Raw genomic sequence first — 11847 nt, 5'->3', positions numbered from 1 at the left:
CCGCGAACCGGCGGTAACTTTCAGCGGAAGGTGCGCAGGCGCAGGCTGTTGGTCACCACGAACACGGACGAGAAGGCCATCGCGGCCCCCGCGATCATCGGATTGAGCAGCCCGGCGGCGGCCAGGGGCAGCGCGGCCACGTTGTAGCCGAAGGCCCACACGAGGTTGCCCTTGATGGTGGCGAGGGTCCGCCGGGAGAGCCGGATCGCGTCCGCCGCCACCCGCAGATCGCCGCGCACCAGGGTCAGATCGCCGGCCTCGATCGCCGCGTCCGTCCCCGTGCCCATAGCGAGCCCCAGGTCGGCGGTGGCCAGCGCGGCCGCGTCGTTGACACCGTCGCCGACCATGGCGACCGTGCGCCCCTCGCCCTGCAGCCGTCGTACGGCGGCGACCTTCTCCTCGGGCAGCACCTCGGCGATCACGTCCCGGGAGTCGATCCCGACCGCCCGGGCGACCGACTCGGCCACCGCCCGGTTGTCCCCGGTCAGCAGCACCGGCGTCAGCCCGAGGGCGCGCAGTTCGCGTACCGCCTCGGCGCTGGTCTCCCGGACCGTGTCCGCGACGGCGAGGACACCGCGGGCCCGGCCGTCCCAGCCGACCAGGACGGCCGTACGCCCCTCCTCCTCGGCCCGGGACCGGGCGGCGGCCAACTCCTCGGGTACGACGTCGAAGAGGCGCCCCACGGCCACCTCGCGGCCGTCCACGCGCCCGCGCACGCCCCGGCCGGGCACGTTCTCGAAGCGCTCGGCCGCGGGCAGGGCTCCGACCCTCTCCTCGGCCCCCGCGGCGATCGCCCGCGCCACCGGATGCTCCGAGGCGTGTTCGAGCGCACCCGCGAGCCGCAGCACCTCGTCCTTGTCGGCGCCGTCGGCGACGTACACCTCCAGGAGGCTCATCCGCCCGGTGGTCACCGTCCCGGTCTTGTCGAGGACGACGGTGTCGACCCGGCGCGTGGACTCCAGCACCTCCGGGCCCTTGATGAGGATGCCCAGCTGCGCGCCCCGCCCGGTGCCGACCATCAGCGCGGTCGGCGTGGCCAGGCCCAGGGCGCACGGGCAGGCGATGATCAGCACGGCGACGGCGGCGGTGAACGCGGCGGCCGTGTCGCCGGTGACGCCGAGCCAGGCCCCGAAGGTCGCGAGCGCGATCAGGATGACGGCGGGGACGAAGACGGCGGAGATCCGGTCGGCGAGCCGCTGCACCTCGGCCTTGCCGTTCTGCGCGTCCTCCACCAGCCGCGCCATCCGCGCGAGCTGGGTGTCGGCCCCGACCCGGCCGGCCTCGACGACCAGCCGCCCGCCCGCGTTCACGGTGGCCCCGGTGACGGCGTCGCCCACGGTCACGTCCACCGGCACGGACTCGCCGGTCAGCATCGACGCGTCCACCGCCGAGGCACCCTCGACCACGGTCCCGTCGGTCGCGATCTTCTCCCCGGGCCGTACGACGAACCGGTCGCCGACCGCCAGCGACGCCACCGGAACCCGCACCTCGCGCCCGGCCCGCAGCACCGCCACGTCCTTGGCGCCCAGCTCCAGCAGCGCCCGCAGGGCCGCCCCCGCCCGCCGCTTGGAGCGGGCCTCCAGATAGCGGCCGAGCAGGATCAGCGCGACGACCCCGGAGGCGACTTCGAGGTAGATCGAGGACGCGCCCCCCATGCCGCCGTCCGTCCGGGAGACGGTGAACCGGAACGCGTCGTGCATGCCGGGCAGGCCCGCGTCGCCGAAGAACAGCGCCCACAGCGACCAGCCGAACGCGGCCAGCGTGCCGACGGAGACCAGGGTGTCCATGGTGGCCGCGCCGTGCCGGGCGTTGGTCCAGGCGGCCCGGTGGAACGGCAGGCCGCCCCAGACGACGACCGGCGCCGCGAGCGTCAGGGACAGCCACTGCCAGTTGTCGAACTGCCACGCCGGAACCATGGCGAGCAGCACCACCGGCGCGGCCAGCAGGACGGAGACGAGCAGGCGATGGCGGAGGGCGGCGAGTTCGGGATCCCGCTCGGGCTCGGCCTCCGGCTCGGGTCGCGGCTGCGGCGGCGCGGGCTCCTCGGCGGTGTACCCGGTCTTCACGACCGTGGCGATCAGGTCGGCGACCTGAACCCCCCCGGGGTATGTGACCTTCGCCTTCTCGGTCGCGTAGTTCACGGTGGCGGTGACGCCGTCCATCCGGTTGAGCTTCTTCTCGACCCGGGCGGCGCAGGAGGCGCAGGTCATCCCGCCGATGAGAAGTTCGACCTCGGCCGTCGGGCCGACGGCCGGCCCGGCTATCCCTGTCTGTGCGGTGGTGGTGCTGGTCATGTCCGGACTCCAGACAACGGACCGGACCGCGCGGATCCAGTATCAGCTGGTCGGCGCGGCCCGGCGGAGAGATACGTTTCCGTCGTACGTACTGCTCGTGCTGCTCGTACTGCGCGTACCGGCCGCCGCGGCTTCGACGTCAGACGCGGCCGACGAGCTCGAAGCCCGCCTCGTCGACGGCGGCGCGGACCGCCTCCTCCTCGAGCGGGGCCGCGGAGACGACCGTGACCTCACCGCTGGCCGCGACGGCCGTCACCGAGCTGACGCCGGGCAGCCCGGAGATCTCGGCGGAGACGGAACCCTCGCAGTGTCCGCAGCTCATGCCGGTCACCTTGTAGACGGCGGTCACGGAACCCGGGGTATCGGTCTGGGCGGTCATGTCGTTCTCCTCGTGGAGGCGTGTGGGGCCGGTGGGGCCCGCGAGGGAACCCCACTGTTCTCACAATATACCCCTAGGGGGTATTTCTCCAAGAGGGGTCCCGGCGCGCCAGTGAGCGCACCCAGGCGATGCCGAGCAGCGAGACGAGCACCAGCAGGCCGACCGAGAACAGGGTGAAGAGGTGCTCCTGTGCCGTGGTGGGGTGCGGGATGTACCCCTCGGCGAACAGCTGCCGGTCCAGTCCGGTACCCGCCAGTTGTGCCACCAGCCAGATCGCGATGCCGTGCGTGGAGTCCCACAGGGCGTGCAGCAGAGCGACGCCGAGGTAGGTGCCCACGACCGGGGTGGTGAGGCGGAAGCGGCCGTTCGGGCGGCGGCAGGAGAGCAGCACACCGCCCGCAATCGCCGTCCACAGGCCGTGCCCGAAGGGGGCCAGTACCCCGCGCAGTATCTCCGTCTCGATCAGCGCCCGCAGGTCGATGCCCTCGGTGGAGACCGCCGCGTTGAAGGCGTAGCCGGCGCTCTCCAGGGCCGCGAAGCCGAAGCCGACGGCGGCGCCGAGCACCAGCCCGGCTCGCATGCCCCGGATCCCGGGCAGCCGGCGCAGCACGAACATCAGCGCGCCGAGCTTCACCGCCTCCTCGATCAGGCCGACGGCGACGAACATCCCCCAGGAGGGGCGGACGAGGTAGGACTCCATCACCGAGGCGCCCAGCACCCCGAGCGTGCCGCCGGTCAGGAAGCAGCCGAGGATCGCGCTGACACCGAGGTCGCGGCCGTGCCGCTCGTACGCCCACAGCACGAAGGCGACCGGGACGAGAAAGCTGCCGAGCAGGATGAGCGTCGGCAGCAGCGTGGTGTTCTTCGTCGCGTACGTCACCACCCCCGTCAGCGCCCACAGGGCGAGCCCGCCGCCGAGACAGCGCTTCCACAGGCCGGTGCGGATACGGGGGTACGGCGGTGGCGGCTGCTGCGGACCGGGGATACGGGCCTGCGGCCGACGGGGCGGCGGAGAGTGGGTCACGGCGGGCTCCCCCTGGGGTGCTCCTGCGGGTGCGGGTGCGGGTGCGGGTGCGGGCGGCGGGTCGGGACTGGGGCGGTTACCCGCACTTTAGGCATATGCGCCGAATGTCGCAGTCCGAAAAGAGCGTGGGGGCACACCCCGGCCCCGTCGATGCCACGCACGGCGCGGACCCGGCGACGGCGGTCGGCGGGCGGCCCGGCGTGCGTGCGGCTGTGCCGATATGCGGCTCCGCCGTGCACGCGGCAGCCCCGCGGTCGCCGTCCCGTCGGCGGTGACCGGGCCGGAACCGGCGCTGCGTCGCGCCCCCGTGCCGTTTAGCCTGCGCGGAGCCCCTGAAAGGAGCACCCGTCCATGCGAGCAGTCGTCTACGACCACTACGGCAGCCCCGCCGAGGTGCGGGACGTGCCGGACCCCCGGCCGGCCCCGCACGGAGTGGTGGTCCGGGTCGAGGCCACCGGCCTGTGCCGGAGCGACTGGCACGGCTGGGCGGGCCACGACCCGGACATCACGCTTCCGCACGTGCCCGGCCATGAACTCGCCGGTGTGGTCGAGGAGGTCGGCGCCGCGGTGACCGGCCATCGCCCCGGCGACCGGGTCACCGTCCCGTTCGTCTGCGCCTGCGGCGGCTGCCCGTCCTGCGCCGCCGGCGACCAGCAGGTCTGCGAACGCCAGACCCAGCCCGGCTTCACGCACTGGGGCTCCTTCGCCCAGTACGTGGCCCTGGACCACGCCGACGTGAACCTGGTGGCGATCCCGGAGGGCATGGCGTACGCGACGGCCGCCTCCCTCGGCTGCCGCTTCGCGACGGCGTACCGCGCGGTGGTGCGGCGCGGCAGGGTCGCGGCGGGGGAGTGGGTGTCGGTGTACGGCTGCGGAGGCGTGGGCCTGTCGGCGGTGATGATCGCGGCGGCGGCCGGGGCGCGGGTGGTCGCGGTCGACGTGTCGCCCCAAGCCCTGGCCCTGGCAAGGAGGTTCGGCGCGGCACACTGCGTGGACGCGGCGGCCGGCGACGACCCGGCGGCGACGGTCCGCGAGCTGACCGCCGGCGGCAGCCACCTCTCCCTGGACGCCCTCGGCTCACCGTCCACCGCCGTCGCCTCGGTCAACTCCCTGCGCCGCCGCGGCCGTCACGTCCAGGTGGGCCTGCTGCCGTCCCCGGACGGCACCACCCCCGTACCCATGGCCCGTGCGCTCGCCCTGGAACTGGAACTCCTCGGCAGCCACGGCATGGCGGCGCACTCCTACCCCGCCATGCTCGAACTGGTCCGCGCGGGCACCCTCCGTCCCGACCTCCTGGTGACCTCGACGATCACCCTGGACGCGGCCCCGCGGGCGCTGGCGGCGATGGGCGGGGCGCCGGGGGCGGGGGTGACGGTCATCGAGCCGTGGGCCTGAGCCTCCCGCCGGGCGCGGTTCAGGCCTCTCTGCGGTTTCTGTTGCCCGGCCGGGAGGCGACCCAGGCGCGGACCGTGTCGGCGTACCAGTAGGGCTTGCCGCCCTCGACGTGGTCGGGTGGCGGGAGCAGCCCGTGCTTGCGGTAGGAGCGGACGGTGTCGGGCTGCACCCGGATGTGTGCCGCGATCTCCTTGTAGGACCAGAGCCGTCGGTCGGTCATGAGATGCACCTCCCTGCGCGCACCGCGGGGGCGACCTGAGGCGGTCGTCGGGGGAGCCGGGCGCTGCGCTGGCGATCACAAAGCCTGTGCCCGGTGAACGACGGAGAGTGACTGTGGGCAAGCGGCTGTGGGCCGGGTGTGACCGAGAACCCGCGTAGGCGCGACATGTGTGACACAAGGAGGGTGTTTGTGACACAGCTGGTGCACAGGTGCGTGCGGGTCCGTCAGCGGGGCGAGTTGACATGCGCGGGGAGGCGGGAGCGGGCCGGAACCGCCGCGCCGGGTCCGGCCCGCCGGCGCACTCTCGTCCGAATGTCAGGACAAACCATTGACACGACCTCCTGTCCGGGACTACAAACCGGGGGAGAGCCGTGACGAAGGGAAACCGATGGCGTACGACCTGATCACCATGGGGCGGATCGGGGTGGACCTCTATCCGCTCCAGACCGGTGTCCCGCTCGCCCAGGTGTCGTCCTTCGGCAAGTTCCTCGGCGGGTCGGCGACGAACGTGGCCGTGGCGGCCGCCCGCCTCGGCCGGAACACCGCCGTCATCACCCGCACCGGGGACGACGCCTTCGGCGCCTACCTGCACGAGGCGCTGCGCGACTTCGGGGTGGACGACCGCTGGGTCACCGCCGTGCCCGGACTGAACACCCCGGTCACCTTCTGCGAGGTCTTCCCGCCGGACGACTTCCCGCTGTACTTCTACCGGCAGCCCAAGGCCCCGGACCTGGAGATCGACGCCCACGACCTGGACCTCGACGCCGTCCGGGACGCCCGCGTCTTCTGGGTCACCGGCACCGGCCTGAGCGAGGAGCCCAGCCGTACGGCGACGCTCGCGGCCCTCGCCCACCGCGCCAAGGCCGGGACCACCGTCTTCGACCTCGACTGGCGGCCGATGTTCTGGAGCGACCCGGACACCGCCCGCCCCTTCTACGCCGAGGCCCTCAAGCACACCACCGTCGCCGTCGGCAACCTCGACGAGGTCGAGGTGGCGACCGGCGTGCGCGAGCCGCAGGCCGCCGCGCAGGCCCTCCTGGACGCCGGGGTCGAGATCGCCGTCGTCAAGCAGGGGCCCAAGGGCGTCCTCGCCGTCAACCGGGACGGCGCCTTCGCCGAGGTACCGCCGCTGCCGGTGAACGTCCTCAACGGGCTCGGCGCCGGTGACGCCTTCGGCGGTTCCCTCTGCCACGGCCTCCTCGAAGGCTGGGACCTGGAGAAGATCATGCGGCACGCCAACGCGGCCGGCGCCATCGTGGCCTCCCGACTGGAGTGCTCCTCCGCCATGCCGACCGGCGAAGAGATCACGGCCGCGCTCGCCGCCGGAGCGGTCCTGTGAGGGCCGGCCGCGTCGCGGGCGCCCACCACGACGGCGCGACCCCCGCCAGGCAGCCGGGCGTGGACATCGCGGCCCTCGTCCACACCCGCACGCACCACCCCGAGGCCATCGCCGAGGCGGCCGCGCGAAGAACCCGCCGTCCGCTCCTCGACGAGGACGGCAGGCTGATGATCGTCGCCGCCGACCACCCGGCCCGCGGTGCCCTCGGCGTGGGCGGCGACAAGCTCGCCATGGCCAACCGGGCGGAACTGCTGGAGCGGCTCTGCCTGGCGCTGTCCCGGCCCGGCGTCGACGGCGTCCTCGCCACCGCCGACATCCTCGACGACCTGCTGCTGCTCGGCGTCCTCGACGGCAAGGTCGTCATGGGCTCGATGAACCGCGGCGGCCTGCAGGGCGCCCGCTTCGAACTCGACGACCGGTTCACCGGGCACCGCGCCGAGGACATACAGCGCCTCGGGTTCGACGCCGGCAAGCTGCTGCTGCGGATCGACTACGACGACCCGGGCTCGCTGACCACCCTGGAGTCCACCGCCCGCGCCATCGACGACATGGCCGCGCGCCGGCTCCCGGTCTTCGTCGAGCCGTTCATCAGCGGCCGCACCCCCGAGGGCAAGGTCAGGAACGACCTGTCCGCCGAGGCGGTCACCCGGTCCATCGCCATCGCCTCGGGCCTCGGCGGGAGTTCGGCCTACACCTGGCTGAAGCTCCCGGTCACCGAGAACCCCGACGACATGGCCCAGGTCATGGAGACGTCCACCCTGCCCGCCGTGCTCCTCGGCGGCGAAGTGGGCGATGACCAGGACGGCGCCTACGAGAAGTGGCGCAGCGCCCTCCAACTCCCCACCGTGCGCGGCCTGGTGGTCGGCCGCTCGCTGCTGTACCCGGCGGACGGCGACGTGGCCGCCGCCGTGGACACCGCCGTAGGACTTCTGTGAGGCCCCGATGACGACCAACGAGCTGCACCTGGGCAAGGGTTCGACCGCGAACGCGCAGTACGTGCTCGACATCGACCCGAAGCGGGCCGGCTGGACGCACAGCAGCCTGCGGATCGTCGAACTGGCGCCTGGCGGTAGCCACTTGTTCACCACGGGGGACAGTGAGTGGATCGTGCTTCCGCTGGCAGGCGGTTGTACGGTGCGAACGGAGGGAACAGAGTTCCAGATCCTGGGCCGGGAGAGCGTGTTCGCCGGAGTCTCCGACTTCGTCTACGTGCCCCGGGACGCCCAGGTCCAGATCGCCTCCGGCGCGGGAGGCCGCTTCGCCCTGGCAGGAGCGAAGTGCGAGCGACGACTCCCCGCCCGCTACGGCCCCGCGCCGGAGGTCCCCGTCGAAGACCGCGGCAGCGGCACCAGCGCCCGCCAGGTGCGCAACTTCGCCTCCGCGGACGCCTTCGACTGCGACCAGCTCATCGCCGTCGAGGTCATCACCCCCGGCGGCAACTGGTCCTCGTACCCGTCGCACAAGCACGACGAGCACCGGCCCGGCGAGGAGTCGGAGCTGGAGGAGATCTACTACTTCGAGATCGACGGACCGAACGGTTTCGGCTATCAGCGCGTATTCCCCTCCCGTGAGGGCGGTACGGACGTCCTCGCCGAGGTCCGCTCCGGCGACGTCGTGCTGGTCCCCGACGGATGGCACGGCCCGTCGATCGCGCAGCCCGGGCACGACATGTACTACCTGAACGTCATGGCGGGGCCGGGCGAGACGCGGGAGTGGCGGATCTGCTTCCACCCGGCCCACGTAGAAAGCGCAGAGGGGTATCGATGACGATACGGCTCACCGTCGCGCAAGCGCTTGTCCGCTTCCTCGCCGCCCAGTACACCGAACGGGACGGCGAGCGCCGCCGCCTGATCGGCGCCACCTGGGGCATCTTCGGCCACGGCAACGTGGCCGGCCTCGGCCAGGCGCTCGTCGAGTACGCGGACGAGATGCCGTACCACCAGGGCCGCAACGAACAGGCGATGGTGCACGCGGCCGTCGGCTACGCGCGTCAGTCGAACCGTCTCGCCACGCACGCCGTCACCACCTCCATCGGCCCCGGCGCCACCAACCTGGTCACCGGCGCCGCCCTCGCCACCATCAACCACCTCCCGGTCCTGCTGCTGCCCGGCGACGTCTTCGCGACCCGCCCCGCCGACCCGGTCCTCCAGCAGCTCGAAGTCCCGTACGCCGCCGACGTGTCGGTCAACGACACCCTGCGCCCGGTGTCGAGGTTCTTCGACCGGATCACCCGCCCCGAGCAGCTGATCCCCTCCGCCCTCGCCGCCATGCGGGTGCTCACCGACCCCGTCGACACCGGCGCCGTGACCCTCGCGCTCCCGCAGGACGTGCAGGCCGAGGCGTACGACTGGCCGGAGGAGTTCTTCGCGGAGCGGGTGTGGACGGTACGACGGCCGGGCGCCGACCCCGCCGAACTGGCCGACGCCGTACGGGCGATCAGGAACGCCCGCCGTCCCCTGGTCATCGCGGGCGGCGGGGTCCACCACAGCCGCGCCGAAGCCGTCCTCGCCGAGTTCGCCGAGGCCACCCGCATCCCGGTGGCGTCCACGCAGGCCGGCAAGGGCTCGCTGCGCTGGGACCACCCCCAGGACGTCGGCGGCGTCGGCCACACCGGCACCGCCACCGCCGACGAACTCGCCCGCACCGCCGACCTGGTGATCGGGATCGGCACCCGCTACACCGACTTCACCACGGCCTCCGGCACCCTCTTCGAGAACCCGGACGTCCGCTTCCTCAACCTCAACATCGCCCCGTACGACGGCCACAAGCTGTCCGGCCTGCCCCTGATCGCCGACGCCCGCAGCGGTCTCGCGGAGCTGAAGAAGGCCCTGGACGGCCACCGGACCGCCGACTCCTACGTCACCGAGTACACCGAGGACAAGGAGCGCTGGGAACAGCGCGTCGACGCCTGCTACGAGGCCGAGGAACCGGACATCCGGCCGACCCAGCCGCAGGTCCTCGGCGCCCTGGACGCGCTCGTCGACGAGACGGACGTGGTGATCAACGCGGCCGGCTCGCTCCCCGGCGACCTGCACCGCATGTGGCGGACCCGGTCACGGGACCAGTACCACCTGGAGTACGGCTACTCGTGCATGGGCTACGAGATACCGGCCGCCATCGGGGTGAAACTCGCCGCGCCCGAGCGGAACGTGTGGGCGCTGGTCGGCGACGGCACGTATCTGATGATGCCGACCGAGATCGTCACCGCCGTACAGGAGGGGACAGCCATCAAGGTGCTGCTGGTGCAGAACCACGGTTACGCCTCCATCGGCGGACTCTCCGAGTCGGTGGGCGGCGAGCGGTTCGGCACCGCCTACCGCTTCCCCACGGCGGACGGCACCTTCAGCGGCGCCCCGCTCCCCGTCGACCTGGCCGCCAACGCGGCCAGCCTCGGCATGCGCGTCCTGCGCGCCAAGACCGTCCGTGACCTGCGCTCGGCGCTCGCCGAGGCGCGGGCCGCCGACACTCCCACATGTGTCTACGTGGAGACCGAAACGGCCGACACTGTGTCGGGCCCGCCTCCCGCGCAGGCCTGGTGGGATGTACCTGTGGCCGAGACCGCGACCAGATCGTCCGCGGTCAAGGCACGTGAGCTGTACGAACGGCACGTCTCCACCCGACGCCGTCATCTGCGAAGGAGTAACCGGTCATGACGAAGATCGTCAACCACTGGATCGGCGGCAAGTCCGTCGACGGCACGTCGGGCAATTTCGGGCCGGTCACCGACCCGGCCACCGGCGCGGTCACCACGAAGGTCGCGTTCGCGTCCGTCGACGAGGTCGACGCCGCGGTCGCCGCCGCCAAGGACGCCTACGCGACCTGGGGTCAGTCCTCGCTGGCCAAGCGCACGGAGATCCTGTTCCGCTTCCGTGCCCTGCTGGACGCCAACCGGGACGCGATCGCCGAGCTGATCACCGCCGAGCACGGCAAGGTGCACTCGGACGCGCTCGGCGAGGTCGCGCGCGGTCTGGAGATCGTGGACCTGGCCTGCGGTATCAACGTGCAGCTGAAGGGCGAGCTGTCGACGCAGGTCGCCAGCCGGGTGGACGTCTCCTCGATCCGGCAGCCGCTGGGTGTGGTCGCGGGCATCACGCCGTTCAACTTCCCGGCGATGGTCCCGATGTGGATGTTCCCGATCGCCATCGCGACCGGCAACACCTTCGTCCTCAAGCCGTCGGAGAAGGACCCCTCCGCCTCGGTCAAGATCGCCGAGCTGCTGGCCGAGGCCGGGCTGCCCGACGGCGTCTTCAACGTCGTGCACGGCGACAAGGTGGCCGTGGACCGTCTCCTGGAGCACCCGGACGTCAAGGCCGTCTCCTTCGTCGGCTCGACCCCGATCGCCCGCCACATCCACACCACCGCCTCCGCGAACCACAAGCGGGTGCAGGCCCTGGGCGGCGCCAAGAACCACATGCTGGTCCTCCCGGACGCCGACCTGGACGCGGCGGCCGACGCGGCCGTCTCCGCGGCCTACGGCTCGGCGGGCGAGCGCTGCATGGCCATCTCGGCCGTCGTCGCCGTCGGCGCGATCGGCGACGAGCTGGTGGCGAAGATCCGCGAGCGCGCCGAGAAGATCAAGATCGGTCCCGGCAACGACCCGACCTCGGAGATGGGCCCGCTGATCACGGCCGTGCACCGCGACAAGGTGGCGTCCTACGTCACCGGCGCGGCCGCCGAGGGCTGCGAGGTCGTCCTGGACGGCACCGGCTACACGGTGGACGGCTTCGAGGACGGCCACTGGATCGGCATCTCGCTGCTGGACAAGGTGCCCACCACCGCGAAGGCCTACCAGGACGAGATCTTCGGCCCGGTGCTGTGCGTGCTGCGCGTGGACACCTACGAGGACGGTGTGGCCCTCATCAACGCCTCGCCGTTCGGCAACGGCACCGCGATCTTCACCCGGGACGGCGGCGCGGCCCGCCGCTTCCAGCTGGAGATCGAGGCCGGCATGGTCGGTGTGAACGTCCCGATCCCGGTCCCCGTCGGCTACCACAGCTTCGGCGGCTGGAAGGACTCGCTCTTCGGCGACCACCACATCTACGGCAACGACGGCACGCACTTCTACACCCGCGGCAAGGTCGTCACCACCCGCTGGCCGGACCCGTCCGAGGCCCCGGCCGGTGTCGACCTGGGCTTCCCGCGCAACCACTGAGAGTGACCGACTGACCCCGTCGAGGCCGTCCGGATACCGGACGG

General features: G+C 72.4%; 10 protein-coding genes. 6 read left to right on the top strand and 4 right to left on the bottom strand.

The window, feature by feature from the left end:
* Positions 1–20 precede the first annotated feature (20 nt).
* From ACZ5K7_RS04155 to ACZ5K7_RS04145, 3 genes are all read right to left on the bottom strand, one after another.
* On the bottom strand, positions 21–2294 hold the full coding sequence (locus ACZ5K7_RS04155; RefSeq protein WP_468910183.1) for a heavy metal translocating P-type ATPase: 2274 nt from the start codon (positions 2292–2294) through the stop codon (positions 21–23).
* A 139-nt stretch (positions 2295–2433) separates the two neighbouring features.
* Positions 2434–2673, bottom strand: coding sequence for a heavy-metal-associated domain-containing protein (locus ACZ5K7_RS04150; protein ID WP_351690844.1), 240 nt, complete (start codon positions 2671–2673; stop codon positions 2434–2436).
* 73 nt (positions 2674–2746) lie between these two features.
* The gene (locus tag ACZ5K7_RS04145) at positions 2747–3697 is read right to left on the bottom strand and encodes a PrsW family intramembrane metalloprotease (RefSeq protein ID WP_468910180.1); all 951 of its coding nucleotides are present in this window, start codon (positions 3695–3697) and stop codon (positions 2747–2749) included.
* A 351-nt stretch (positions 3698–4048) separates the two neighbouring features.
* Between ACZ5K7_RS04145 and ACZ5K7_RS04140 the strand changes: the two genes are divergently transcribed.
* Positions 4049–5092 carry a zinc-binding dehydrogenase gene (locus ACZ5K7_RS04140; RefSeq protein WP_468910177.1) on the top strand — a complete coding sequence of 348 codons (1044 nt, stop codon included), beginning with the start codon at positions 4049–4051 and terminating at the stop codon, positions 5090–5092.
* Between the two features lie 19 nt (positions 5093–5111).
* On the opposite strand, the gene ACZ5K7_RS04135 is transcribed toward ACZ5K7_RS04140, so the two are convergent.
* Positions 5112–5312 (bottom strand): helix-turn-helix transcriptional regulator, encoded by a 201-nt coding sequence (locus tag ACZ5K7_RS04135; protein WP_351690851.1) that lies wholly within the window; start codon positions 5310–5312, stop codon positions 5112–5114.
* A 388-nt stretch (positions 5313–5700) separates the two neighbouring features.
* Here ACZ5K7_RS04135 and iolC point away from each other — a divergent pair, with 388 nt between their 5' ends.
* From iolC to mmsA, 5 genes are read left to right on the top strand one after another with little or no spacing between them, the layout of a single operon-like run.
* Positions 5701–6651, top strand: coding sequence for a 5-dehydro-2-deoxygluconokinase (gene iolC, locus ACZ5K7_RS04130; protein ID WP_351690853.1), 951 nt, complete (start codon positions 5701–5703; stop codon positions 6649–6651).
* 59 nt (positions 6652–6710) lie between these two features.
* Complete coding sequence (locus tag ACZ5K7_RS04125) at positions 6711–7586, top strand: Cgl0159 family (beta/alpha)8-fold protein (RefSeq protein WP_468910891.1); 876 nt, start codon at positions 6711–6713, stop codon at positions 7584–7586.
* Between the two features lie 7 nt (positions 7587–7593).
* Positions 7594–8418, top strand: a complete 825-nt coding sequence (gene iolB, locus ACZ5K7_RS04120; RefSeq protein ID WP_450971635.1) for a 5-deoxy-glucuronate isomerase — start codon at positions 7594–7596, stop codon at positions 8416–8418.
* Complete coding sequence (iolD, locus tag ACZ5K7_RS04115; protein ID WP_468910171.1) at positions 8415–10304, top strand: 3D-(3,5/4)-trihydroxycyclohexane-1,2-dione acylhydrolase (decyclizing); 1890 nt, start codon at positions 8415–8417, stop codon at positions 10302–10304. The genes iolB and iolD overlap by 4 nt, the downstream gene beginning before the upstream one ends.
* Positions 10301–11803 (top strand): CoA-acylating methylmalonate-semialdehyde dehydrogenase, encoded by a 1503-nt coding sequence (gene mmsA / locus ACZ5K7_RS04110; RefSeq protein WP_351690859.1) that lies wholly within the window; start codon positions 10301–10303, stop codon positions 11801–11803. Before iolD ends, mmsA begins: the two co-directional genes overlap by 4 nt.
* The last annotated feature ends 44 nt before the right edge of the window (positions 11804–11847 follow it).

It is taken from the genome of Streptomyces sp. NPDC031497 (genome assembly GCF_055580905.1).
Note: the sequence above shows the minus strand (reverse complement) of the source record. Positions and strands in the feature narration are given on the sequence as shown.